This window comes from Kitasatospora sp. NPDC057223 (assembly GCF_042669755.1).
In the GTDB taxonomy this organism is placed as follows: Bacteria; Actinomycetota; Actinomycetes; order Streptomycetales; family Streptomycetaceae; genus Kitasatospora.
In genome coordinates this window covers 32,731-56,880 of record NZ_JBHUWW010000026.1, presented here as the reverse complement: position 1 = coordinate 56,880, position 24,150 = coordinate 32,731, and the positions used below count along the sequence as shown (strand labels likewise).

Genomic DNA, 24,150 nt, shown 5'->3' with positions numbered 1-24,150 from the left:
TTGTCCCCTGATCGGGTGAGGTGCATGGACTTGCCCCCTGCGCCGCTCCCGTAATGCCCGAAATCTCCGCCTCCGGCACCTAGTGTGCTGGCGCGGGGACGTGCGGGGGAGGTCCGTGCCGCGCAGACCCGGTCGGCCGAGGGCATGGGAGCAGCCAGCGATGATCCAGATCACCGGACTGACCAAGATCTACCGCCGGGGCAGGCCCCCGGCGCTGCTCGACCTCACCTTTGACGTCCGCCCCGGCGTGGTGACCGCACTGCTCGGCCCGGAGGACGCGGGCAAGAGCACGGCACTGCGGCTCATGGTCGGACTCGAACGGGGCCAGGGCGTCACGCTGTTCGACGGCCGGCCCTATCGCAGCCTCCGCAGGCCGGAGCGCGAGGTCGGCGTCCTGCTCCCGACCGGAAGTGGCGCGGCCGGCCACCCCGGCCGCAGGGCCCGGAGCCACCTGCGGATGCTCGCCGCCGCTGCCGGAGTACCGGCCGGGCGGGCCGACGAACTCCTGGAGCAGACCCGGCTGTCCACGGTCGCCGACCACCGGCTGCGCGCCTTCTCGCCCGGCATGAACCGTCGGCTCGCCCTCGCCGCCGCGCTCCTCGGCGACCCGGGCACCCTCCTGCTGGACGCCCCCACCGAGGGGTTGTCGCCGCGCAACGTCGAGTGGTTCCACTCCTTCCTGCGCTCGTTCGGCGTCGCGGGCGGGAGCGTGGTGATGACCACCCGCACCCCGCAGGAGGCCGCCCGCTTCGCCGACCGCGTGGTCACCCTCGACCAGGGCCGCCTCGTCGCGGACCAGCCGGCCGGCGAGTTCCGCCGCACCCGGCTGCGCCCCGAGGTGGCCGTGCGGGGGCCGCAGATGGCCCGGCTGGCCGACCTGCTGACCGGCCAGGGGGCCCTGGTGCGCCCGGAGGGTGCGGTGGGCCTGGCGGTGGCCGGGATCGGCCGCACCGAGATCGGCGAACTCGCCTACCGGCACGGCATCCTGCTGCACGAGCTGGCGGACCGCGTGGTCGAGCAGCCCGCGCCCCGCGCGCTCCTCCCGGCCTCCTCGGGCCGTTCCGGCCACGTGCGGATCCAGTCGGCGGGGGAGCCGCCCCGGACGGCGGCCGTTCCGAAGGCGCAGTCCGTGCCACGCCTGCGCAGGCCGTTCGCACCGGTGTACGCGCTGCAGTCCGCCTTCGCCGGCCCGGCGCTGCCCGCGGCTCCGGACGCGACCGCAGACCTGGCCGCAGAGCCGGCCGCAGACCTGACCCGGGGCACGGTACCGGGGGCGCCCCTGGAAACGACCCCGGCGGCGCCGCTCCTCGCGGACACCGCAGCCACCCCCGTCCACCCCGCGCCGACGGCCGGGCCCGACCACCGGAGCGAGTGACCGTGCGCGTACTGGCCTACGAGGCACGCCGGTTGCGCGGCCTCCGCTCCACCTGGATCGTCCTGTCCGCCGTCCTGCTCTGCGACGCGCTCGTGGCGGGCGTGCTCGCCCACCAGGTGCCCGCCGGGCAGCTGACGCTGACGGCGGCGCTCCGCCCGGTGACCGCCGCCGTGCCGCTGCTCCCGCTCCCGATCGCCGCCCTCGGCGCGGGGGTGCTGGGCGCGCTCTCCTACGGGCACGAGGTGCGCCACCCCGGCCTGGCGGCCTTGCAGGTCTCCTACCTGCGAAGGGTCCGGCTGCTGGGCGGGAAGCTGGCCGTGATCGGTGCGCTGTCGGTGCTGCTCGCCGTGGTGACCGTGCTGGTCGACACGGTGGTGACGCGGCTGGCGCTCGCGCCGGGCGTGGACGCCGCCGCCGTCTTCTCGCCGGAGGTCCTCGGTGCGGGCGGCCGGCTGCCGGTGGCGCTCGGGGTGTTCGCCGGCACGGTGGTCGCGGCCGGCGGGGCGGGGGTGCTGACGGCCTCGCTCACCCGCAGCGCGGCGGCGGGCATCCTGGTGCTGTGCGCGCTGCCGGTGCTGCTGGAGGCGGGGCTGGCGCTGTTCCTGCGGGAGGCCGGGGTGGGCCGCCCGAAGGTGGCCGGCGAGGCGCTGCCCTTCCAGTACGGCTTCGACCAGTACGGCTTCGACTGGGTCAGCGACGGGTCCGGCGCGGCGGCGGGCAGTCCGCTCGATCTGACGGACCCGGTACTGCTCGGGGCGTTCGCGGCCCCGGCGGTGCTGCTGCTGCTCGCGGGCCTGGTGGTGCAGGCGTGGCGTCGGTCGCTCTGATGTCTCGTCAGTTTGCTCTGCCCTGAAGATCGTCGGTCGGTGATCGGCGGTCGGTGGGGCCAGGTCATGCCAACGTTCCGACAGATGGCCGCAATAGACGGGTTCTGCCTGATAAGAAGTCAATTATCCGGTCACGGGCGATCACCCTTTCGTGTGCTTTTCACGAGAATTCTCAAGCTGGGCCCGCCGATCGCCGACAAAGGAGCTGTGAGTACCCTTGCGCACCCCACCATGACCGCCGCCCGCCCCGCCGACGGTGCCGCTCCCGGCCCCGGTGAACTGGACCGCTTCTCGTACGCCGACCGGCCGGCCGCGCCCGCTCCCCGCTGGGAGGGCGTCGACTCCGACCTCGTCCGGGTCGGCCGCAAGACCACCAGCAGCCGCGGCCGCGGCCTGCACGGCCAGCTCGTCCAGCAGCTCGGCCAGATGATCGTCTCCGGTGACCTCGGGGCCGACCGCCCGCTCGTCCCCGAGGAGATCGGCCAGCGGTTCGAGGTCTCCCGCACCGTCGTCCGCGAGTCACTGCGCGTACTGGAGGCCAAGGGCCTGGTCAGTGCGCGGCCCAACGTCGGCACCCGGGTGCGCCCGGTCGCCGACTGGAACCTGCTCGACCCCGACATCATCGAGTGGCGCGCCTTCGGCCCCCAGCGCGACGAGCAGCGTCGTGAGCTGTTCGAGCTCCGCTGGGCGATCGAGCCGCTGGCGACCAGGCTCGCGGCCGGACACGGCCGCGAGGACGTCCAGCAGCGGCTGGTCGAGCTGACCGAGATCATGGGTCACGCCACCGCGCAGGCCGATCAGCTGACCTTCACCCGGGCCGACGCCGAGCTGCACGCGCTGATCCTTCAGATGGCCGGCAACCGCATGCTGGAGCACCTCTCCGGGATCGTGTCCTGCGCCCTGCAGGTCTCCGGCGGCCCGGTCACCGCCTGCGAGCGGCCCTCGGAGTCCTCGGTCAGCCTGCACGTCCGGCTGGTGGACGCGCTCGGCACCGGCGACGGCACGGCCGGCGAGGCCGCGACCCGGGCCCTGCTCACCGTCCACCCCGAGATCGAGCCCTCCGTCCCGGCCCCCCGGGAGCACTGAGCGCACCTCGGCGATCGAGGTGAGGCCGCGGTCCCACGGTCCTCCGGATGTCTCGTGAGAGAGCATCCGGAGGGCCGTTTCCGTGCTTCCGGGCCGGTTCCGGTTCGCTTCCGGACGGCCTCCGGGCGGCTCCGGGCGGTGCCCCGCAGGCCCCGGTGGCCGCCGGGGAAGGCGGCCGGGCGGGGGCGGGTGCCGCCCCGGCGGACGGGGGTGTGACCCGCGCCACCAACGGCATGCGTAACACTGGACGGGTGGCAGCGATGTGTACGGAGCGGAAGGAGCTCCGGAATACCACCACCATGTCAGAATGCTGTGTTGGTCTGCGGCGCTGCTGCCGTCCCGCAAACCCAGTTCCTCAAGCCCGAGTCGGTCGGAATCGACGCCGCGTGCTGTCACGCGTGATCCTTCCCCGCCCGCTCGGGTGGCCCGGTACGGGTTCGAGTTCACTCATCGTCCGAGAGGTTGTTCGTGTCGGCCAGCACATCCCGTTCGCTCCCCCCCGAGATCGCCGAGTCCGCGGCTCTGCTGGCGCTCATCGAGCGGGGCAAGGCCCAGGGGCAGATCGCCGGTGACGACGTGCGTCAGGCTTTCGAGGCGGACCAGATCCCGGTCACCAAGTGGAAGAACGTCATGCGCAGCCTCAATCAGGTGCTGATTGAGGAGGGCGTGGATCTCATGGTCAGCGCGGCCGAGCCGGCCGCCGCCAAGCGCAAGAGCGTCGCTGCCAAGAGCACCACCAAGCGCACCGCCACCAAGGCCGTCACCACGCGTTCGCCCTCGGCCCCCACCAAGCCGCCGGTGCGGATCGCACCCGGTGCGCCGGTCGCCGCGCCCGTCGTCGTGGCTGCGCCCGCCGCCGAGGCCGGTGCCGACACCGCCGGTTCGGCTGCCGGGATCGGGACGGCCGCGCAGAAGGCCGCCGCGCCCGCCAGGAAGGCCGTGGCGAAGAAGGCCGCCGCGCCCGCCAAGAAGACCGCCGCGAAGAAGACCGCCGCCAAGGGCGGCAAGGGCGACGACGAGCTGATCGGCGAGGACGAGCAGGTCGAGGAGACCGCTCCCGGCGCCAAGGGCGAGGAGGAGGAGCCCGAGGAGGAGTCGCGGGGCTTCGTGCTCTCCGACGACGACGAGGACGACGCCCCGGCCCAGCAGGTCGTGGTCGCCGGTGCCACCGCCGACCCGGTCAAGGACTACCTGAAGCAGATCGGCAAGGTCCCGCTGCTCAACGCCGAGCAGGAGGTCGAGCTCGCCAAGCGCATCGAGGCCGGCCTGTTCGCCGAGGACAAGCTGAGTGCCGCGGAGAAGCTGGCCCCCAAGCTCAAGCGCGAGCTGGAGATCATCGCGGAGGACGGCCGCCGCGCCAAGAACCACCTGCTGGAGGCCAACCTCCGCCTGGTGGTCTCGCTGGCCAAGCGCTACACCGGCCGCGGCATGCTCTTCCTGGACCTCATCCAGGAGGGCAACCTCGGTCTGATCCGCGCGGTCGAGAAGTTCGACTACACCAAGGGCTACAAGTTCTCCACCTACGCGACGTGGTGGATCCGCCAGGCGATCACCCGCGCGATGGCCGACCAGGCCCGCACCATCCGCATCCCGGTGCACATGGTCGAGGTCATCAACAAGCTGGCCCGTGTGCAGCGCCAGATGCTCCAGGACCTGGGCCGCGAGCCCACCCCGGAGGAGCTGGCCAAGGAACTCGACATGACCCCCGAGAAGGTCATCGAGGTCCAGAAGTACGGCCGCGAGCCGATCTCGCTGCACACCCCGCTCGGCGAGGACGGCGACAGCGAGTTCGGTGACCTGATCGAGGACTCCGAGGCGGTCGTCCCGGCCGACGCGGTCAGCTTCACCCTCCTCCAGGAGCAGCTGCACTCCGTGCTGGACACGCTCAGCGAGCGCGAGGCCGGCGTGGTCTCGATGCGCTTCGGCCTCACCGACGGCCAGCCGAAGACGCTGGACGAGATCGGCAAGGTCTACGGGGTCACCCGCGAGCGGATCCGCCAGATCGAGTCCAAGACGATGTCCAAGCTGCGGCACCCGTCGCGCTCCCAGGTGCTGCGCGACTACCTGGACTAGCGGGAAGGGCGGCCCCCGGCCGCCCGGCAGGCAGCGAGAGGCCCGGAGCAACCGCTCCGGGCCTCTCTGCGCGAGCGCGTCACTGCGGGGCCCTCCCCGTAGCTCGTCCGGGTGTTTCACGCTCGGCGGCCGTGGCTCACCGTGATTGATCAACTACGCTGTGCCGGTTGCCTGCTGCCGATACAACCTGGAGACACGGTGCTGCCCAACCCGGACATGCCGGACGCGCGGGACGCCCTGCCGAACGCCGCCGCGCCGCAGACCGCGGCCGCCGGCCGGGTGGGCGGCCGCGGCCGCCGGCCCGCGGCCCTGCTGGCCCTGCTGGCCGCCCTGCCGGTGTCGCTGGTCGCGGCTGGCCCGAGCGCCTCCGCCGAGCCCCAGCGCCGGATCGTCGGCGGGGCCCCGACCACCGGCGGGGAGCACCCCTGGGTGGTGGCGCTGGCCAGTCGGCAGCAGTTCGGCAGCGGCCGTTCGGGCCAGTTCTGCGGTGGCGCGCTCGTGACGCCGACCAAGGTGGTCACGGCAGCGCACTGCTTCTACGACGAGACCAAGGGCCGCCGGGTGGACCGCCCCGGCCTGAAGGTCCTGCTCGGCCGGGACGACCTGCGGGGCCCGTCGGGCCGCGAGGTGGACGTCCAGAACATCTGGATCCACCCCGAGTACTCCTTCGCCGCGAACATGAACGACGTGGCGGTGGTCACCCTCGCCCGCCCGCAGGACGACCGGGCGCTGATCGAACTGGTCGGCCAGGGCGAGACGGAGCCGTACGCGCCCGGAACCCGGTCCCAGGTCTACGGCTGGGGCGACACCGTCGGCGACGGTCACTACTCGCCCACGCTCCGTGGCGTGGACGTGCCGATCGTGGCGGACGAGACCTGCGCCCACGCGTACCCGGGCGGCCCGGACGGTCACTTCGACGCCCGCGGCATGGTGTGTGCCGGCGAGGCCGACGGGGGCAGGGACGCCTGCCAGGGCGACAGTGGCGGGCCGCTCGTCATCAACGGGCGCCTCGCGGGCGTGGTCTCCTGGGGCACCGGTTGCGCGGAGGCGGTGCACCCCGGCGTCTACACCCGGATCGCGGCGGTGGCGGACGCGGTGCGCTCGGTGCTGTGAAGCGTCACCGGGGCGTCACCGTCCGACGCGACGTCAGAAAGTAGTCGGCCGGCCACGTAGCGTCGAAGAACGATGTGGCCCCGGAACGTCGAAACCGGACGACCGGCCCCTGGCTGGGGCCTGTCGTCCGGCTCATCGAGTGCTGCCGGTCGGCAGGGCTCGATACGGTTCGTCGGTGGAGCGCCGGGTCAGCGTTCGTCTTCGGAAGCCGTGGCGTTGGTCGCGGTGGTGAGACGGCCGCTCTCGTCCTGTATCTCGACGGCGATCTTCTTGAGCTCGGGCTCGAACTTCCGCCCGTGGTGGGCGCAGAAGAGCAGCTCTCCGCCGCTCGCGAGTACGACGCGCAGGTATGCCTGGGCGCCGCAGCGGTCGCAGCGGTCAGCCGCGGTCAGCGGGCTCGCAGGTGTCAGAACAGTAGTCACGTCGCCTCTTCTCTAGCTCGACGAGCTGTCGTACCAGGGTCAACATCCAACCAGGCCGAAAACGTTCCCGCTCGTGGCTTTTCTTCTTTGAGGATTTTGCTTGTGTTGATGAGGACGTGCCCCGGGCGTCGGTGGTTCATGCGTACCGATTCCCAGGATCCGCTCATCCCTCGAACGTCCGATCGGGGTGGGGTCCGAGGTCCGCGTAGCATAATCCTCTGCTGGGTTGGAGCATAAGCCCCCTCCCGGCCACCGGTAGCCTGCATCTCGGCAGTTCCAGGGCCTGCGCTCCACCCCACGGCCCGCCAGGGCCGGTGATACCGGGAGGAGATGGCAGTCCGCTGCTCCGTATCCGCCGGGGGTCGTGTTCGCGCAGCGCGTACAGGCTGCGGGGACCGGGCCCGGCATGCAGGGACCCCGGACCGGGCGTGTGCGCACCGAATGGAGGGGAGCGCACACGGAGTGGAACGGCTGTCGGACCGGTGTGATGCACTGGCCGGGCCGGATGTGACCGACGAGACAGAACTTCACCGAGGAGAGCACCGCGTGAGCGAGCGGAGCGAGCGAACCAGCAACAGGTGTGCCGTGGGCCCGGTGCCCGCCGAGCGCATCGGGGCGCAGTCATGAGCGCCGGGAAGGGCGCGTCGCCGGCCCTGCTGTCCGGCGACGACGGGTCCAACTACACCGCTCGGCACCTGCTCGTCCTGGAGGGCCTTGAGGCGGTCCGCAAGCGCCCCGGCATGTACATCGGCTCCACCGACAGCCGCGGCCTCATGCACTGCCTGTGGGAGATCATCGACAACTCGGTCGACGAGGCCCTGGGCGGGCACTGCGACCGCATCGAGGTCGTCCTGCGCGACGACGCCTCGGTGGAGGTGCTCGACAACGGCCGCGGCATCCCCGTGGACATCGAGCCGAAGACCGGCCTGTCCGGCGTCGAGGTCGTCCTGACCAAGCTGCACGCCGGCGGCAAGTTCGGCGGCGGCTCCTACGCGGCCTCCGGCGGCCTGCACGGCGTCGGCGCCTCCGTGGTCAACGCCCTCTCGGCCCGGCTCGACGTCGAGATCGACCGGGGCGGCCACACCCACGCCATCAGCTTCCGCCGCGGTACGCCCGGCATCTTCACCGAGCTGAGCCCGGACGCCCCGTTCGAGCCCGCCAACGGCCTCACCAAGACCCGCAAGGTGCCCAAGACCCGCACCGGCACCCGGATCCGCTACTGGGCCGACCGGCAGATCTTCCTCAAGGAGGCCAAGCTCTCCCTCGAAGGCCTGCACAGCCGCGCCCGCCAGACGGCCTTCCTCGTCCCCGGCCTCACCATCATCGTGCGTGACGAGCGCCTGACGGAGAGCGACAAGGTCGAGGAGTCCACCTTCCGCTACGACGGCGGGATCGGCGAGTTCTGCGAGTTCCTCGCCCCCGACAAGCCGGTCTGCGACGTCCTGCGGCTGCGCGGCGAGGGCAGCTTCAAGGAGACCGTGCCCGTCCTGGACGAGCTCGGCCACATGACCCCCACCGAGGTCACCCGCCAGCTCGGCGTGGACATCGCCCTGCGCTGGGGCGCCGGCTACGACACCACCCTGCGCTCCTTCGTCAACATCATCGCCACCCCCAAGGGCGGCACCCACGTCACCGGCTTCGAGCGCTCGCTGGCCAAGACGGTCAATGAGGCGCTGCGCGCGGGCAAGCTGCTGCGCGTCGCGGAGGACGACGTCACCAAGGACGACGCCACCGAGGGCCTCACCGCCGTGGTCACCGTCCGGCTCGCCGAGCCGCAGTTCGAGGGCCAGACCAAGGAGGTGCTCGGCACCTCGGCCGCCAACCGGATCGTGGCCGCCGTCGTCGCCAAGGAGCTCAAGGCCTTCCTCACCTCGCCGAAGAAGGACGAGAAGCTGCAGGCCCGCGCCGTCCTGGAGAAGGTCGCCGCGGCCGCCCGCACCAGGGTCGCGGCCCGCCAGCACAAGGAGGCCCAGCGCCGGAAGACCGCGCTGGAGACGTCCTCGCTGCCCGCCAAGCTCGCCGACTGCCGCAGCGACGACGTCGAGCGCAGCGAACTCTTCATCGTCGAGGGCGACTCCGCGCTCGGCACCGCGAAGCTGGCCCGCAACTCCGAGTTCCAGGCGCTGCTGCCGATCCGCGGCAAGATCCTGAACGTCCAGAAGGCCTCGGTCTCGGACATGCTCAAGAACGCCGAGTGCGCCGCCATCATCCAGGTCATAGGGGCCGGCTCCGGGCGGACGTTCGAGATCGAGCAGGCCCGCTACGGCCGGGTCATCTTCATGGCCGACGCCGACGTCGACGGATCGCACATCCGCTGCCTGCTGCTGACGCTCTTTCAGCGGTACATGCGGCCGATGGTCGAGCAGGGCCGGGTGTTCGCCGCCGTCCCGCCGCTGCACCGCACCGAGCTCACCAACCCCAAGCGGGGCCAGGAGAAGTACCACTACACCTACTCCGACGGCGAACTGCGCAGCGCCCTACTGGAGTTCCAGCGCAAGGGCCAGCGCTGGAAGGAGCCGGTGCAGCGGTACAAGGGCCTCGGCGAGATGGACGCCGACCAGCTGGCCGAGACCACCATGGATCCGCGCCACCGCACCCTGCGCCGGATCAACCTCGGTGACCTGGAACAGGCGGAGCGGGTCTTCGACCTGCTGATGGGCAACGACGTGGCACCGCGCAAGGAGTTCATCGTCGACTCCGCCGCCACCCTCGACCGCTCCCGCATCGACGCCTGAGCGACGGCCCGGCCAGGAGGGCTCTCCACCCACGGGTGGAGAGCCCTCCGCGCGTTTTCTCAACCCCGGCTCCGATCCCCGCACGCCCCGCGATCCGTACCGTCGGAAGGGTCAGCAAACCCCCTCCCACCTGGACGGAGCCCCCCGATGGCCGGCCTCGCCAACCTGCTCGTGATCCTCGCCGTGGCCGCCCTGGTGGTCGGCCGCCAGCTCCGCCCGCAGCTCCTCGACACCGAGCGCCGGTACTGGCTGCTGCCACTGGTCCTCGCCGTCGTCGCACTGCGCGACCCCCGGCTCGTCGATCCCGCGCACACCACCGGGGCCGTCGCCCTGCTGGCGGCCTCCCTGCTGGTCGTGGCCGCGATGGGCACCGTCTGGGGCTGGACGGTCCGGCTCTGGCACGGCGCCGACGGCAGACTCCGGATGCAGGGCACCCGAGCCACCGTGGCCGCCTGGATCGGCCTGCTCGCCGTCCGGGCCGGCCTGTTCGGCCTCGGCGCCGCCCTGCACGTCCACCAGGGCACCAACGCCCTGCTGCTCAGCCTCGGTGCGCTGCTGCTCGTCCGCGGCGCCGTGGTGAACTGGAGGGCACGCACCCTGGCGCCCGCCGGCGGCCCGTTCGCGGGCTGACCGGCCGGCCCGGGAGAGAGGACCGCAACGTGTCACCGCAGACCTGGACCCGCTGGCCGGCCCGACCCGGCGGGAGGGCAGCCGGGGAGAGCCGGCCCCGGCGGGTGCTGAGCGCGCTCGGCCGGCTCGTCCTGCTGTCGGTGATCGTCGTCGGTACCTACGCGGGCGGGGACTTCACCGGCTGGGCCGCCGTCGCGACGGGCCTGCGCATCCTGCTGGTGCTGGTGCTGTTCGGCGCCCTGGTGCGGGCGGCCGAACAGCACCGGATCGGGCCGGCCCTCGCCGTGGTGGCCGGACTGCTGGTCTCGGCCGGGCTGGCGCACGGGGCGGGCGCCACGCTGCTCGCCAACGTCGCCTGGTGCGGCGTCCCGGTGGTCGCGCTGCTCAGGCTGCCGCTGGCCGCCGCCCTGCCGGCCTCGGCCGGTGCGCTGGGCCTGTACGCGGCGGCGAGCGGGGACAGCCTGCTCGCGATCGCGGCCGCCGTCTGCGGCCTGCTGCTCCTCGGCTACCTGCTGCGGATGGACTTCGAGGCCCGGGCGGCCGCCGCCCGGCTCCTCCAGCAGGAGATCGCCGCGCGGGCGGCCGAGGCGGAGTCGGCGGCGCTCGCCGAGCGGGCCAGGATCGCCCGGGAGATCCACGACGTGCTCGCGCACAGCCTCTCGGCGCAGCTCGTCCATCTGGAGGCGGCCCGGCTGATGATCGACTCCGGGGCGGACCCCGGCCAGGTGCGGGAGCGGGTGGTGGCGGCCCGCCGGATGGCGCAGGACGGGCTGGCCGGGACCAGGCAGGCGCTCTCCGCCCTGCGGGGCGAGTTCACGCCGGTCGGCGAGTTCCTGGTGGACCTGGCCGGGCAGCACCCGCCGACCGTCCTCACCGTCGACGGTGCGGCCAGGCCGCTGGCCGCCGAGGCCGGCCTGGCGGTGCGCCGGACGGCGCAGGAGGCGCTGACGAACGTCCGCAAGCACGCCCCGGGCAGCCGGGTCACGTTGGAACTGCGGTATCTGGCGGACGCGGTGGAGCTGGAGGTCCGCAACAGCCGTGCCCCGCGCGGCGGGCCGCCCGGCGGGCTGGCCGACAGCGGCAGCGGGTACGGTCTGCTGGGGATGCGCGAACGCGCCGAACTGCTCGGCGGCACCCTGCTGGCGGGCCCGTACGAGGGGGGATGGCGCGTGCTGCTGCGGGTGCCGGCATGACGGCCGGGGCCACCGGTGACGGAGTCCCGGCCCGGGTGCTGGTGGTGGACGACCAGACGGTGGTGCGCGAGGGAATCGTGATGCTGCTGGGGCTGTTGCCGGGCATCGAGGTGGTCGGCTCGGCCGCCGACGGCGAGGAGGCCGTCCGCCTCGTGGAACGCCACGCCCCGGACGTGGTGCTGATGGACCTCCGGATGCCGCGCTGCGACGGCGTCGAGGCCACCCGCCGGATCCGCGCCGCCCATCCGGCGACCGAGGTCGTCGTCCTGACCACGTACGCCGACGACGAGTCGCTGTTCCCCGCCCTGCAGGCCGGCGCGCGCGGCTACCTCACCAAGGACGCCGGTGGCGAGGAGATCGCCCGGGCCATCGCCGACGTGCGCTCGGGCGCCGCCGGCCTCTCCCCGCTCGTCCAGCGGCGGCTGCTGGAGCGCCTCTCGGACGCCCGGCCGCCGCAGCCCGCGGGCACGCTGCCCGACGGCCTGACCGCCCGCGAGGCCGAGGTGCTGGCGCTGATCGCCGAGGGGCTCTCCAACACCGAGATCGCCCGGCGGCTGTACGTCGGCCCGGCCACCGTGAAGACCCACATCAACAACCTGTTCGCCAAGACCGCCGTCCGGGACCGGGCCCAGGCCGTCGCCTACGCGTTCCGGCACGGGATCACCGGCGGCGGGTCCTAGGGCGTATCCAGCGGGCCTGGGGGGCGTCACCCGGCGTTGTGCCGTTCTAGGCCTTCTGAGGTGATTCCTCACCTTAACGAGTGAACGTATCTGCAAACGGGCGCAGGGGCGCGCGAAGGCGCGACCATCATGGACCGGTCAGAGTGCGCCGGGCCCAGGAGCAGCAGTGCCACAACAGCACGCGAGCAGTCCCGATCACGGGGAGCGATTCGACTGGTGGGCCGGACGGCCGGCCAGGGCGGCCCGTGCTGTGCCGAAGGCCCGTCAGGCCGCCGGGCAGGACGGCGCGGTGGCGGCCCCGGCAGCCCCGGTGGCCCCGCCGGCAGGAGCCGTCGAGGCCGCCGAGGTCTACCGCGCGGTGCAGCGCAGCGAGGCGTTCCAGGAGATCCGCCGCAGCTACCGCGCCTTCGTGTTCCCCGCGACCGGCGTGTTCCTGGGCTGGTACCTGCTGTACGTCGGAGCCCAGGCGGTCGCACCGGGGCTGATGCGCCACCGGGTGGCCGGGCCGCTCAACGTGGCCTGGGTGCTCGGGCTGCTCCAGTTCGCCTCTACCTTCCTGCTGACCTGGCTCTACGCCCGCAACGCCCGCACCAAGCGCGACCGGGCGGCCCTCGAACTGCGCTGGAACACCCAGGACCGGCTCCGGTGACCGCGACCCCGCCGCCGCTCGCGGCCACCGGCCAGCACCACGGCCTCGCCGTCGCCCTGTTCGCGGTCGTCGTCCTGATCACCCTGGGGATCACCCTCTGGGTGGGCCGCCGAGGCCAGGCCGCCGAGGACTTCTTCGCCGGCGGGCGCGACTTCAGCCCGCTGCAGAACGGCTTCGCGCTCTCCGGCGACTACCTGTCCGCCGCCTCGTTCCTCGGCGTCGCCGGCCTGATCGCGCTCTACGGCTACGACGGCGTGCTGTACAGCATCGGCTTCCTGGTGGCCTGGCTGGTCGTGCTGATGCTGGTCGCCGAGCTGGTCCGCAATGCCGGGCGGTACACCCTGGCCGACGTCCTCGCGCTGCGGATGCGCGAGCGGCCGGTCCGGGCGGCAGCCGGCAGCGCCAGCATCGTCGTCACCCTGCTGTACCTGGTCGCGCAGATGGTCGGCGCGGGCAGTCTGGTCGCCCTGCTGCTGGGCACCGACAGCGGGCAGGCCAAGACCTGGACGATCGTCGGCGTCGGCGCCCTGATGATCGTCTACGTGACGGTCGGCGGGATGCGGGCCACCACCTGGATCCAGATCATCAAGGCGTTCCTGCTGATCGCGGGATCGGTGCTGCTCACCGTCCTGGTGCTGGTCCGCTTCCACGGCGACCTGGCCGACCTGATGCGCACGGCGGCCCGGGGCAGCGGAGCCGGGCAGCGCTACCTGGAGCCCGGCCTCAAGTACGGGACGGGCGTCACCAGCCGGCTCGACTTCTTCAGTCTCGGGCTCGCCCTGGTGCTCGGCACCGCCGGGCTGCCGCACATCCTCTCGCGCTTCTACACCGTCCCCACCGCCCGCGCCGCCCGACGCTCCACGATGTGGGCGATCGGCCTGGTCGGCTCGTTCTACCTGATGGCCATCGTGCTGGGCCTCGGCGCGACCGCCCTGATCGGCTCGCCCGCCGTCCGGGCGGCGAACCCGGCCGGCAACACCGCCGTCCCGCTGCTCGCGCTGGACCTCGGCGGCGGCGACGGCAGCACCTGGGGCATCGCCCTGTTCGCGCTGATCTCCGCGATCGCGTTCGCCACCATCCTGGCCGTGGTCGCCGGGCTCACCCTGGCCTCCTCGGCGGCCTTCGCCCACGACCTGTACGCGCGGGTCTGGCGCGGGGCCGGTGAGCGTGTGGTCACGGAGCACCAGGAGGTGGTGGTGGCCCGGATCGCCGCGGTGGTGACCGGCGCGCTGGCCATCGTGCTGAGCCTGTTCGCGCAGCGGTTGAACGTGGCGTTCCTGGTCGGCCTGGCCTTCGCCGTCGCGGCCTCCGCGAACCTGCCCGTCCTGCTGTACACCCTGTTCTGGCGGCGGTTCACCACCCGGGGGGCGGTCTGGTCGGTGTACGGCGGCCTGGTGCCCGCGGTGCTGCTGGTGGTCTTCTCGCCGGTGGTCTCGGGCAGCCGGACGGCGGTCTTCCCCGGCGTCGACTTCCACTGGTTCCCGCTGGAGAACCCGGGCCTGGTGTCCATCCCACTGGGCTTCCTGGCGGGTTGGCTCGGCACCCTGGCCTCCCGCGAGGAGGCGGACGCCGACCGCTACGCCGAGCTGGAGGTCCGCGCGCTGACCGGCACCGGCGCCGCCTGAGCCGCCCGGGCCGGCCGCCGCTCAGCGGCGTTCGGCGGGCAGGACGTACCGGTGCTCGGGCCGGCCGGTGTCGCCGTAGCGCAGGCTGAGGCGCAGCCGGCTGTCGCGCTCCAGCTGCTTGAGGTAGCGCTGCGCGGTGGAGCGGCTCAGCCCGGTTGCGTCCGCGACCTCCTGGGCGGAGAGCGGGCGCCCGGCCCGGCGCAGCACGCCGAGCACCAGGTCGGTGGTCGGGGCGGAGTGCCCCTTGGGCAGGCTCGGGCCGGGGGAGACGGCGCTGCGCAGGGTCGCGAACATCCGGTCGACCTCGTCCTGGCAGGCCTCCCTGGCGGCCGGTCCGGCGAGGGCGTGGCGCAGGTCGGCGTACGCGACGAGCTTGTCGCGCAGTCCGGCGAAGGTGAACGGTTTGACCAGGTACTGCAGGGCGCCGTGCTGCATGGCGAGGTGGACGGTGGAGACGTCGCGGGCGGCGGTGACCATCATGACGTCGCAGCCGATCTGCCGCTCGCGCATCCGGCGGACGAGTTCGAGGCCGGTCTCGTCCGGGAGGTGGTGGTCGAGCAGGACGAGGTCGACCGGGCGGCGTTCCAGCGCGGCGAGTGCCTCACCCGCGCTGTGCGCGGTGCCGACGACCCGGAAGCCGGGCACCTTGGCGGCGTAGGCGGCGTGCACGTCGGCGACCCGGAAGTCGTCGTCCACCACCAGGATGTCGATCACGGTGCTACCTCCAGGGGTGCCGCCGGGCGCAGGGCTGCCGGGTGCAGGGCCTCCGGCAGTTCGACGGTGAACCGGGCGCCGCCGAGCGGGCCGCGGTCGACGGCGATCCGGCCGCCGGTGCGCTCGACCAGTCGCCGTACCATCGCCAGCCCCAGGCCGCGCGGGCGGTGCGCCGGGGCCTCCTTGCTGGTCCAGCCCTCGTCGAAGATCCGCTCGCGGAGGGCGTCGGGGATGCCTTCGCCGCTGTCCTCGACCCCGAGCAGCAGGGTGGAGCCGGCCGCGAGCAGGGTGATCTCGACCGTCCGGCCGGCGGCGGGGGCGTGCCGTAGCGAGTCCACGGCGTTGTCGACCAGGTTGCCGAGGACGGTGACCAGGGTGCGGGCGTCCAGCGCCGCGTCGGGCAGGTGACTGGCCGGGGTGACGGCGAGCCGTACGCCGTGCTCGGCCGCGACGGCGGCCTTGCCGGCCAGCAGGGCGGCCACGTGCGGGTCCTGGACCTGCTCGGAGATCCTGGCGACGACGGCGGCGTGCGAGCCGGACTGCTCGGAGATGAACGCGACCGCCTGCTCGTGCCGCCCGAGTTCGAGCAGGCCGAGGACGGTGTGCATCCGGTTGGCGTGCTCGTGGTCCTGGGCCCGCAGCGCCTCGGTGAGGCTGCGGGTGGTGTCCAGTTCCCGGACGAGCGCCTCCAGCTCGGTCCGGTCGCGCAGGGTGATGACGGCGCCGTCCACGTCGGTGGCGGTCCGGTTCACCACCAGCACCCGGTCGTCCCGTACGGCCGGCAGGTCGGCGCCCTCGATCCGGCCGGTCAGGACGTCGGCGAGCCGGCCGGGCGGCAGCACGGCGTCGACCGGCCGGCCGGCGAAGTCGGCGGGCAGGGCCAGCAGCCGGGCGGCCTCGTCGTTGGCCAGCCGGATCCGGCCGTGCCGGTCGAGTGCCACCATGCCCTCGCGGATGCCGTGCAGCATCGCCTCCCGCTCCACCAGCAGCGCGGAGATGTCGGCGAGCGCGATGTTGTGGGTGCGCCGCTTCAGCCGGCGGGCCAGCAGCAGGGTGGCGACCAGGCCCGCGGCCAGGCCCGCGCCCGCGCACAGCAGGATGCCCGCCACCATGGCGGACATCCGGTGGCGGATCGAGTCGTCGCTGATGCCGACCGACACCTCGCCGACGATCCGGCCGTCCGGCAGCCGCAGCGGCACCTTGCCGCGGGCCGTGCGCCCGAGGGTGCCCTGCTGGATCGCGGTCACGCTGCGGCCGCCCAGCGCGGGCTCGGGGTCGGTGCTGACCCGCTGGCCGATCCGCCCGGGGTCGGTGTGCGAGAGCCGGATGCCGTCCAGGTCGGTGATCACCACGAAGCTCGCGCCGGTGGCCAGTCTGATCTGCTCGGCGTCGGCCTGCGCCGCGTGGGCGTCGCGGCGGTCGGCGGCCCGCGCGACGGCCTCGTCGGCGGCGGTGGACTGGGCGATGGACAGGGCCCGCTGCATGGCGTCGCGGTCCAGCTCGGAGCTGACCGGGGCGAGGAACAGCCCGGCGGTCACGGTGGTGACGCCGACGGTCACCACGGTCTGGCTCAGCAGCAGCTGGGCGAAGACCCGGCGGGGCCAGTGCGGACGCCTCATCGGGTGCTCCTCTCTCGCCGCAGCGCAGGTCAGGGGTATCGGGCCGGGTGACGGTGGCGGGCGGGGTGCGCACCGGGGGCGCGAGCCGGGGAGGCACACCCTATGTTTCCGCGGTGTTTCTGTCAGCCGTGCCCCCGCTGTTGTAGCGCAGGCAAAACGAGCAGAAAACCCCTCAACGCCGGTAATTCGCAGTACGCCCGCAAGGCTGCCGCTGTGGCCGGCGCCACTTCTAACCTCCGGAGCACAGCACAGAGCCCGGCGACGGCGCCGGATCCCGGAGGTCTCATGAGCGAGCAACGCAAGCCGGTCACCGGAGGGGGTTTCGGCGCCCCGGCCGGCCGGAGCGGGGCGGCCACCGCCGTCCCCGCGATCGAGCTGACGAACGCGACGAAGCGGTTCAGGACGCCCTCCGGGGCGCTGCACACCGCCGTACGGGACTTGGACCTCACGGTCGCCCAGGGTGAGTTCGTCGCCGTGGTCGGCCCCACCGGCTGCGGCAAGTCGACGACGTTGACACTGGTCAGCGGTCTGGAGGAGCCCACCGAGGGTGAGGTCAGGGTCCAGGGCGAGCCGGTCGGGGGGATCAGCGAGCACGTCGGCTTCGTCTTCCAGCAGGACGCCGTCTTCCCGTGGCGCACCGTGCTGTCGAACGTGATGGCCGGGCCGCGCTTTCGCGGGGTGCCCGCCGCCGAGGCCCGCGAGCGGGCCCGCGACTGGCTGGCCCGGGTGGGTCTGTCGGCCTTCGAGGACCGCTACCCGCACCAGCTCTCCGGCGGTATGCGCAAGCGCGTCGCGCTCGCCCAGACCTTCGTGAACGACCCGGCGATCCTGCTGATGGACGAGCCGTTCTCGGCGCTGGACGTCCAGACCCGGGCCCTGATGTCCGACCAGCTGCTCGAACTGTGGGCCGGTACCGGCTCGTCCGTCGTCTTCGTCACCCACGACCTGGACGAGGCCATCGCGCTCGCCGACCGGGTCGTCGTCATGACGGCGGGCCCCGCCACCGTCAAGGAGGTCTTCACCGTCGACCTGCCGCGCCCCCGGACGGTCGAGGCCGTCCGGCTGGAGCCGCGGTTCGTCGAGATCTACCGCGAGATCTGGGCGTCGCTCGGCGAAGAGGTCCGCATCACCCGCGAGAGAGGAGCGGGCCATGCCGCTTGAGAGTGCCGTCCAGCAGCCCGCCGCCGTCGCCCCCGCGCCGGCCACCCGGACGCAGGCCCGCGAACGCGCGGCCCGCAACCGGCGGTTCACCGTCTACGCCGTGCGGGTGCTGGTCCTGGCGGCCTTCCTCGGACTGTGGGAGTCCTGCGCCCGCAGCGGCGTCATCGACCCGTTCAACTTCTCCCAGCCGTCGAGGATCTGGGACCAGATCTGGATGTGGATCACCCACGGCACGGCCCAGGGATCGCTCGGCGAACAGGTCGCCTACACCCTGTACGAGGCCCTGACCGGCTGGGTCATCGGCGTCACCGCCGGTGTGCTGCTGGGCATCGCGCTGGGCCGGGTCCGCTTCCTGGCGGACGTGCTCGGGCCCTACATCAAGGTGCTGAACGCGATCCCGCGGATCGTGCTCGCGCCGATCTTCCTGATCTGGTTCGGCCTCGGCCCGGCCTCGAAGGTCGCCTCGGCCGTCGTGCTGGTGTTCTTCCCGGTCTTCTTCAACGCCTTCCAGGGGGCCCGGGAGGTCGACCGCAACCTGGTCGCCAACGCCCGCATCCTGGGGGCGAACAACCGCAAGGTCACCCTCCAGGTGGTCATCCCCGCCGCCACCACCTGGATCTTCACCAGCCTGCACGTCAGCTTCGGGTTCGCCCTGATCGGCGCCATCGTCGGCGAGTACATCGGCGCCACCAAGGGCCTCGGCCTGATGGTCGCGGCCGCCCAGGGCACCTTCAACGCGGCCGGTGTGTACGCGGCGATGACCATCCTCGCCGTCGTCGCCCTGCTCACCGAGGGCGTGCTCACCTTCGCCGAGAAGCGCCTGTTCCGCTGGAAGCCGGCCGACGCCGGCGACGGCCGCTGAGCTCCGGCCCGACCCTCCGCCCGGCCGCGCCACCCCCACCCGGCCGGACCCCCACCCCGCAGAGAGGCACCACCCCCATGCGCAGAGCCGCCGCAGTCGCCCTCGCCGCCGCCCTCCTGATCCCGCTCACCGCCTGTGCCAACGACGCGGCCACCTCGCACACCGGCGCCGCCCCCGCCGGGACGGCGGTCGACGGCCCCAAGGTCAAGATCATGGTCGGCGGCCTGGACAAGGTCATCTACCTGCCCGCGATGCTCACCCAGCGGCTCGGGTACTTCGCCGAGGCCGGCGTCAACGTCGAGCTGATGAGCGAGCCGGCCGGCGTCAACGCCACCACGGCGCTGCTCGCCGGGGACGTCCAGGGCGCGGTCGGCTTCTACGACCACACCATCGACCTCCAGGCCAAGGGCAAGATCGTCGAGTCCGTCGTCCAGTTCTCGCAGGCCCCCGGCGAGGTCGAGGTGGTCTCCACCCAGCAGGCCGACGCGATCAGGTCGGGAACGGACTTCAAGGGCAGGAAGCTCGGCGTCACCAGCCTCGGCTCCTCCACCGACTTCCTCACCAAGTACCTGGCCGTCAAGAACGGCGTCGCCGTCAGCGAGTTCAGCCCGATCGCGGTCGGGGCCGGCCAGACCTTCATCGCCGCCCTCCAGCAGGGCAGCATCGACGGCGGCATGACCACCGATCCGACGGTCGCGAACATCCTCGACAAGGGCCTCGGCAAGGTGCTGTACGACATGCGCACCCCCGAGGGCTCGAAGGCGGCGCTCGGCGGCCTCTACCCGTCCTCCTCGCTCTACATGAACACCGACTGGGTGGAGAAGAACAAGGGCACCACCCAGAAGCTCGCCGACGCGTTCGTGAAGACGCTGAAGTGGATGTCCACCCACACGCCCGAGGAGATCGCGGCCAAGATGCCGGCCGACTACGGGCAGGGCGGCGCCGAGCAGTACGCCGCCGCGATCAGGGCGACGCTGCCGATGTTCACCACCGACGGCGTGATGCCCGCCGAGGGCCCGAAGACCGTCCTCGCCGTCCTCGCCGCCTTCCACCCGGACGTGAAGGGCAAGGAGTCGACGATCGACCTGGCGAAGACCTACACCACCGAGTTCGTCAGCCGGACCGCGGCCGGCTGAGCCCCGCCGCACCCGCGCGGGCGAGGCCCGGCACCCCCCTGGACAGCGGGTGCCGGGTCTCGCCCGCGCGCGGTCACGGGCGCGGGGTCACAGCTGCCGTACGGCCGCCACGTCCATCCGGGCCGGGGTGGCGTCGGCCTTGCCGCAGCTCTCCGGGCGCGGCGGCTCGCTCGCACCCTGGAGCACCTCGGCCTCCCAGCGCCGCCCGTCCGTGTGCGACACCACGACCAGCCAGCGGCCCTCGCCGGCCGGCTGCTGGGCCAGCGTCAGCGCGTCCACCCGGGTCTCCCCGGTCAGCTCGCGCACGGCCAGCTCGGCCGCCTGGCCCGGACGGTCCCAGCCGGAGCACCCCCGCGCCCACCGCGGCGCCATGTGCCCGGCGGCCGTTGCCGCCAGCACCTCCTTGGCGCTCTCCGCCGTCAGCCGCCCGTACGCGTAGCCGTACGGCAGGACCAGCATGGTGGGGGAGAAGCGGTGCCCGCCGAGATGGGTGACCTCCCAGACCTCGCTGTGGCCGGCCGCCGCCAGGTCGGCGGCGAGCGGGCGGCCCAGCAGCGCGCAGCAGCGGTCCCGGCGGCCGTTGGTGCACACCAGGGCCAGCGGCCCGCCCACGTGCTCGGTGCCGAAGCCCCCGTGGTCGCCCGTGCCGAGCGCGGTGAAGTCCAGTGCCAGCAGCCCGGCCGGGTCGGTCACCGAGGTGCGCCGCACCCAGGAGCGGCCGGGCACGGTGTGCGCGACGACGACCTCGCGCCGGGCGGTCGGCAGGCAGTCCGCGTGCCGGCCCGGCCGGCGGATCAGCGCGACCCGGACCCCGGTGCCGGCGCAGGCCGCGTCCAGCGCCCGGCCGAGATCCGGATCGAGGTGGCTCCCGGTGAGCGCCTTGGCTCCCCACGGCCCGGTCTGCTCGACCAGCAGCCAGGTGGCGGCCGTCGCCGCGGTCGCGGCCAGCGGCTCGGACAGTTCAAGCGACGCCGTCGCACAGGTGCTCACCGGGGCAACCCTACCCGCGGGTGCTCACCCGAACGCGGCGCTGATCCTGGCCGCGCTGTCGCCGTCGACGCCACCCTCGGTACCGGGCTCCGGCACGGCCATCTCCACGGCGGCGAACTCCACGTGGATGCTCCCCACGATGTCGGCGAACACCTCCGAGTACAGCTCCCAGTCCTCGGCGCACGGGGTGCTGAGTTCCAGCGACAGCATCTCGCGCTCGTTCGGCAGCGGCAGGTACACCTGGATCGCCGACGTGGACAGCGCCGCGTCCTCGCCGTCGGCGGTGGGCCCGGTGACCGGGGTGACCTCGGTGCCGACCATGACCACCGCCCGGCCGGCCGGCAGCTCCACCTGGGTGATCTCGGCCTCCGGGCGGCCCTCGGCGAGCTGGGCGGCGGTGGTGTCCAGCGCCTCCTCGTACCGCAGGTCGCCGAGCGGGTTCAACGAGACCAGCACCGACGCGGTGCTCGGCCGGCCGTCGATGTCCACCAGGCAGATGCCCGAGTACAGCACCCCGGCGTCGGCCATCGGCGGGATCAGCGGGATCAGCATCCCGGCCCACAGCAGCCGGTCCTCCTCCGGGCGGCCCGCGAGCACCTCGCTCACCACCTCCCAGAGTCGCTCGGCGACCTCGTCCTCGGTGCCGAGCACCGGGATCTCGTGGAACGCCGGAGGCACCACGAAACGTATCTGCAGCGGGTCGTCGTCGCTCTGGGAGCGCTGCTCGGGAATCGGCAGCGGCGCCGTCGTGGACGGATCCGGGGTAGTCAAGGAGTGCTCCACAAGTGCGGGCGGTGAGGGGCCGGGTGGCTCAGGACCAGTTCTTCGAAATGCCGCCGGTGTCCAGCCAGGACGGCACGGACATCCGCAGGCCGGCCCGGTGGGCGGCCTCCAGCAGCTCCAGGTAGCCGCGGGCGCGGTCCTTGGTGCCACTGCCGCGCCACGCGCCGATGCCGCGGACGAGCTGGACGGCGAACAGCAGGGTGAGCACGCCGAAGCCGCCGGCCACCGTGAAGAACGCCGTCCCGGTGGAGCCGTGGCCCGAGCCGCCCGCCGGGGCGTGCAGGGTCGTGCCGATCCAGGCCGCGCCGGCGGCGAGCAGCAGCCCCAGGGTGATCAGGCCGGCCTGGAGCTGGATCCGCCCGACCGCCCGCTTCTGCGCGCCCAGGACGGTGCGGACGGCCTGCTCGTCGAGGTAGTCCACGCCGTGCCGGGAGCCGATCTCCGCGGCCGTCCGCCACAGTGCGTGGTCCTGGGTGATCAGGCGCGCGGGCAGCACCGGCAGGCCCGAGGCGTCCGCCCCGGGGGTCACGGCGCCGGGCTGCGCCCCGGCCTCCGGGGCCGGCGCCCAGCCGACCGGGGCGTCCACCGGGACACCGGCCTCCCGGGCGAGCCGCAGCAGCGTGCCGTAGGCGGCGAACCGCTCCGCGGCCTGCTGCTTGCGGCTGCCCGAACGGCTGCCGAGCACCCAGACCAGCAGACCCAGCGGTACGGCCGCGCAGGCGGCCGCGAACCCGGCCACCTGGCCGGCCTCCAGCGGCGTCGACCCGAGCGAGCCCTTGAGGATCAGCGCCCCGACGAGGCCGCCGACCACCAGGACGGCGCCCAGCTCGTCGTGCCAGCCGCCGCTGTCCTTCAACCGCCGGTGCTCGGCGAGCACCCGGGCCGCGACGGCGTCGTCCAGCAGGTCGACGCCGAGCGCGGCGGACGCCGCCCGGGCGCTCTCGGCGACCTGCGGGACGGCCGCCAGCCGGGCGCCGCTGACCTGGAGCACACTCTGATCGGTCATGGCTTCCTCATACCGCGAGTGCGTGCAGGAACGGGCCGGAGGCCGGGGTCGGCCGGGTGCTCACGCCCGGGTACGGGGCGGGCTGCGGCGACGGGTGCGGAACACCCTGGGACGGCGCCGGGTACGGCTGGGTGGTCACCGGCGGCGGGCTGGGCTGCGGTGCCGGCTGCTGGGCCGGGGGCTTCGTGCTCTCTTTGGGGGCGTCGTCGCCGTGCGGCAGCAGGTGGCTGGCCAGGCCCAGGCTCTTGACCGTGCCGGTGATGATCCGGGGGTCGACCGTGTGGCCGAACTTGCCCAGCGCCGCGGCGATGCCCTTGGTGGAGAGCGGATTGGCCGTCATCGCGAACAGGCCCTTGCCCGCACCGACGACCCGCTCGGCGGCGCCCGCGCCCCGGGCCAGCTTGACCGAGTTGACGATCGTCTTGACCGGGGCGACCGACTTGCCGACGATGCCGACGCCCTTGACCGCGGTCGCCGCCCGCCCGGCCGTCGCGAACCCCTTGATGGCGCCGACACCGGGGACGACGCCCAGCGTGTCCAGGCCGATGTCCAGCCAGGACACGTCCTTGCCGCGGGCCTTGCCGAGACTGTGGCCGATCAGCGCCCCCGCGCTGCACAGCACCGCGCCGCCCGCCAGGATGCCGCCGGCCACCTGGCCGACGACCGGGATCCAGGAGACCGCCAGGGCGGCGACCGCCAGCCCGGCGGAGATCTTGGACAGCGTGTCGGCGTGCTCCACCAGCCAGTCGGAGACGCCCTTCCAGGCCGCCTTCAGACCACCGAGCAGCTTGTCGAACATGCCCGGGTCCGGCGGGTGGTTCTTGGACGCCGCCTGGACGGCGCGCGCCGCCGCGTCCGCGGTGTCGCGGTGCTCGTCGAGCTGCTTGCGGGCGCGGTCGACGATGTCGTCCAGCTGCGCGTGGCTGCGGCGGCTGATGTCCAGCAGCCGCTCGCACTCGTCGGCGTCGCGGTTGTACTGCGTCTCGTCGACGTTCGTCACGAAGCGGTACGAGTTCATCAGGTCGACCTGGGCGTCGGCGTCCGCGTCCTGCTGCTTCAGCCGGGCGCGGATCTCGGCCGCCTGGGCCTCCAGGCTCTTGCCGGTGCTCAGGTAGCCGGCCAGCTGGGTGTGCCAGGTCTTGAGCGCCAACGAGCAGGCGGCCATGGACTGGTGACCGCTGTCCAGGTACTTCGGCAGCTCGCCGAGCTTCTCGGTGAACGCCTTCGCGGCGTCGCCCTCCCAGGCGCCGCCGCTCTTGCCGATGTCGGCGAGGGCGTGCTGGAGCTCGTCCAGCTCCCGGGCCACCGCGTCGACGTTCGCGTACACCTGCTCGATCGAGCCCAGATCCCCCGGTGCCGGGCAGAATCCGAGGCCCGGCCAGTCGTGGTCGCTCATGAGATGTCGATCTCCCCGTTCCCCCGTGCCAACTCGTCCGTTCAGGGCAGTGGCGGACGTGCCGCCCCGCTGCCC

General features: G+C 73.3%; 21 protein-coding genes. 14 read left to right on the top strand and 7 right to left on the bottom strand.

The features are described 5' to 3' along the window. The first annotated feature begins 160 nt into the window (after positions 1-160). The 5 genes from ACFUK0_RS12975 to ACFUK0_RS12955 all read left to right on the top strand — a co-directional run bounded on the left by ACFUK0_RS12975 (position 161) and on the right by ACFUK0_RS12955 (position 6,474). A complete protein-coding gene (locus ACFUK0_RS12975; RefSeq protein WP_380249257.1) occupies positions 161-1,375 on the top strand; it encodes an ATP-binding cassette domain-containing protein in 1,215 nt (404 codons plus the stop codon). Positions 1,376-1,377: 2 nt separating this feature from the next. Further along, complete coding sequence (locus tag ACFUK0_RS12970) at positions 1,378-2,202, top strand: hypothetical protein (protein ID WP_380249255.1); 825 nt, start codon at positions 1,378-1,380, stop codon at positions 2,200-2,202. A gap of 207 nt (positions 2,203-2,409) precedes the next feature. Next, a complete protein-coding gene (locus tag ACFUK0_RS12965) occupies positions 2,410-3,288 on the top strand; it encodes a FadR/GntR family transcriptional regulator (RefSeq protein WP_380249253.1) in 879 nt (292 codons plus the stop codon). A 468-nt stretch (positions 3,289-3,756) separates the two neighbouring features. Further along, on the top strand, positions 3,757-5,361 hold the full coding sequence (locus ACFUK0_RS12960) for an RNA polymerase sigma factor (protein ID WP_380249251.1): 1,605 nt from the start codon (positions 3,757-3,759) through the stop codon (positions 5,359-5,361). Between the two features lie 198 nt (positions 5,362-5,559). Continuing rightward, positions 5,560-6,474: a S1 family peptidase gene (locus tag ACFUK0_RS12955; protein WP_380249249.1), complete on the top strand. Its 915-nt coding sequence runs from the start codon at positions 5,560-5,562 to the stop codon at positions 6,472-6,474. Between the two features lie 188 nt (positions 6,475-6,662). Here the strand turns inward: ACFUK0_RS12955 and ACFUK0_RS12950 are convergent, their stop codons facing one another. After that, positions 6,663-6,896, bottom strand: a complete 234-nt coding sequence (locus ACFUK0_RS12950; RefSeq protein WP_380249247.1) for a hypothetical protein — start codon at positions 6,894-6,896, stop codon at positions 6,663-6,665. Between the two features lie 623 nt (positions 6,897-7,519). Here ACFUK0_RS12950 and ACFUK0_RS12945 point away from each other — a divergent pair. The 6 genes from ACFUK0_RS12945 (at position 7,520) to ACFUK0_RS12920 (ending at position 14,408) form a co-directional block, all read left to right on the top strand. Continuing rightward, complete coding sequence (locus tag ACFUK0_RS12945) at positions 7,520-9,631, top strand: type IIA DNA topoisomerase subunit B (protein WP_380249245.1); 2,112 nt, start codon at positions 7,520-7,522, stop codon at positions 9,629-9,631. Positions 9,632-9,778: 147 nt separating this feature from the next. Continuing rightward, on the top strand, positions 9,779-10,261 hold the full coding sequence (locus ACFUK0_RS12940; RefSeq protein WP_380249243.1) for a DUF1453 domain-containing protein: 483 nt from the start codon (positions 9,779-9,781) through the stop codon (positions 10,259-10,261). A 29-nt stretch (positions 10,262-10,290) separates the two neighbouring features. Then, positions 10,291-11,454, top strand: coding sequence for a sensor histidine kinase (locus ACFUK0_RS12935; protein WP_380249241.1), 1,164 nt, complete (start codon positions 10,291-10,293; stop codon positions 11,452-11,454). Further along, positions 11,451-12,134, top strand: coding sequence for a response regulator (locus ACFUK0_RS12930; protein WP_380249239.1), 684 nt, complete (start codon positions 11,451-11,453; stop codon positions 12,132-12,134). Before ACFUK0_RS12935 ends, ACFUK0_RS12930 begins: the two co-directional genes overlap by 4 nt. A 250-nt stretch (positions 12,135-12,384) precedes the next feature. Beyond that, a complete protein-coding gene (locus tag ACFUK0_RS12925) occupies positions 12,385-12,783 on the top strand; it encodes a DUF485 domain-containing protein (RefSeq protein WP_380249237.1) in 399 nt (132 codons plus the stop codon). Further along, the gene (locus ACFUK0_RS12920; protein ID WP_380249235.1) at positions 12,780-14,408 is read left to right on the top strand and encodes a cation acetate symporter; all 1,629 of its coding nucleotides are present in this window, start codon (positions 12,780-12,782) and stop codon (positions 14,406-14,408) included. Before ACFUK0_RS12925 ends, ACFUK0_RS12920 begins: the two co-directional genes overlap by 4 nt. A gap of 21 nt (positions 14,409-14,429) precedes the next feature. Here the strand turns inward: ACFUK0_RS12920 and ACFUK0_RS12915 are convergent, their stop codons facing one another. After that, a complete protein-coding gene (locus tag ACFUK0_RS12915; protein ID WP_380249233.1) occupies positions 14,430-15,122 on the bottom strand; it encodes a response regulator in 693 nt (230 codons plus the stop codon). Continuing rightward, positions 15,119-16,741, bottom strand: a complete 1,623-nt coding sequence (locus ACFUK0_RS12910; protein ID WP_380249231.1) for an ATP-binding protein — start codon at positions 16,739-16,741, stop codon at positions 15,119-15,121. The genes ACFUK0_RS12915 and ACFUK0_RS12910 overlap by 4 nt, the downstream gene beginning before the upstream one ends. Positions 16,742-17,026: 285 nt before the next feature. Between ACFUK0_RS12910 and ACFUK0_RS12905 the strand changes: the two genes are divergently transcribed. The 3 genes from ACFUK0_RS12905 to ACFUK0_RS12895 all read left to right on the top strand — a co-directional run bounded on the left by ACFUK0_RS12905 (position 17,027) and on the right by ACFUK0_RS12895 (position 19,900). Next, positions 17,027-17,902: an ABC transporter ATP-binding protein gene (locus ACFUK0_RS12905; RefSeq protein ID WP_380249229.1), complete on the top strand. Its 876-nt coding sequence runs from the start codon at positions 17,027-17,029 to the stop codon at positions 17,900-17,902. After that, positions 17,892-18,764: an ABC transporter permease gene (locus ACFUK0_RS12900; protein WP_380249227.1), complete on the top strand. Its 873-nt coding sequence runs from the start codon at positions 17,892-17,894 to the stop codon at positions 18,762-18,764. Before ACFUK0_RS12905 ends, ACFUK0_RS12900 begins: the two co-directional genes overlap by 11 nt. A gap of 77 nt (positions 18,765-18,841) precedes the next feature. After that, positions 18,842-19,900 carry an ABC transporter substrate-binding protein gene (locus ACFUK0_RS12895; RefSeq protein WP_380249225.1) on the top strand — a complete coding sequence of 353 codons (1,059 nt, stop codon included), beginning with the start codon at positions 18,842-18,844 and terminating at the stop codon, positions 19,898-19,900. Between the two features lie 87 nt (positions 19,901-19,987). Here ACFUK0_RS12895 and ACFUK0_RS12890 read toward each other — a convergent pair whose 3' ends face one another. Genes ACFUK0_RS12890 through ACFUK0_RS12875 form a run of 4 tightly spaced genes read right to left on the bottom strand, consistent with a single transcriptional unit; the run spans position 19,988 to position 24,075 of the window. Next, positions 19,988-20,890 (bottom strand): sucrase ferredoxin, encoded by a 903-nt coding sequence (locus tag ACFUK0_RS12890; RefSeq protein WP_380249223.1) that lies wholly within the window; start codon positions 20,888-20,890, stop codon positions 19,988-19,990. Between the two features lie 24 nt (positions 20,891-20,914). Then, a complete protein-coding gene (locus ACFUK0_RS12885; protein ID WP_380249221.1) occupies positions 20,915-21,661 on the bottom strand; it encodes a hypothetical protein in 747 nt (248 codons plus the stop codon). Positions 21,662-21,701: 40 nt separating this feature from the next. After that, positions 21,702-22,679, bottom strand: coding sequence for a hypothetical protein (locus ACFUK0_RS12880; RefSeq protein WP_380249219.1), 978 nt, complete (start codon positions 22,677-22,679; stop codon positions 21,702-21,704). A 7-nt stretch (positions 22,680-22,686) separates the two neighbouring features. Continuing rightward, the gene (locus ACFUK0_RS12875; RefSeq protein ID WP_380249217.1) at positions 22,687-24,075 is read right to left on the bottom strand and encodes a WXG100 family type VII secretion target; all 1,389 of its coding nucleotides are present in this window, start codon (positions 24,073-24,075) and stop codon (positions 22,687-22,689) included. Positions 24,076-24,150 lie beyond the last annotated feature (75 nt).